The organism is Acinetobacter sp. V2, assembly GCF_001188385.1.
Taxonomy (GTDB): Bacteria; Pseudomonadota; Gammaproteobacteria; order Pseudomonadales; family Moraxellaceae; genus Acinetobacter; species Acinetobacter oleivorans.
In genome coordinates this window covers 456,066-456,479 of the sequence record NZ_JZFB01000001.1, presented here as the reverse complement: position 1 = coordinate 456,479, position 414 = coordinate 456,066, and the positions used below count along the sequence as shown (strand labels likewise).

Sequence of the window (414 nt, the reverse complement as noted above, 5' to 3'; positions counted from 1 at the left end):
CCGTTCAAGCCAATGAAGATACCAAAGTCAGTGATAGACTTGATAGTACCAGATACTTTTTCGCCTTTCTCATGAGCTTTAGCAAACTCTTCCCATGGGTTAGCACGAGTTTGTTTGATACCAAGGCTGATACGACGACGTTCTTCGTCAACTTCAAGAACCATAACATCAACTTCGTCACCAATCTGAACAACTTTAGATGGGTGGATGTTTTTGTTAGTGTGGTCCATTTCAGAAACGTGAACTAAACCTTCAACGCCTTCAGCGATTTCAGCGAAACAACCGTAGTCAGTTAAGTTAGTTACACGAGCTTTAACGATAGAACCTTTAGGGTAACGGCTCATGATCGCTAACCATGGATCTTCGCCTAATTGTTTAAGGCCTAAAGATACGCGGTTACGCTCACGGTCAAAT

Annotated in this window: 1 protein-coding gene; it reads right to left on the bottom strand. The window is 42.5% G+C overall.

The genetic code is table 11. The features are described 5' to 3' along the window. The coding region (locus UC75_RS19775) for a S1 RNA-binding domain-containing protein (RefSeq protein WP_228137202.1) at positions 1-414 on the bottom strand (414 nt) is incomplete at both ends.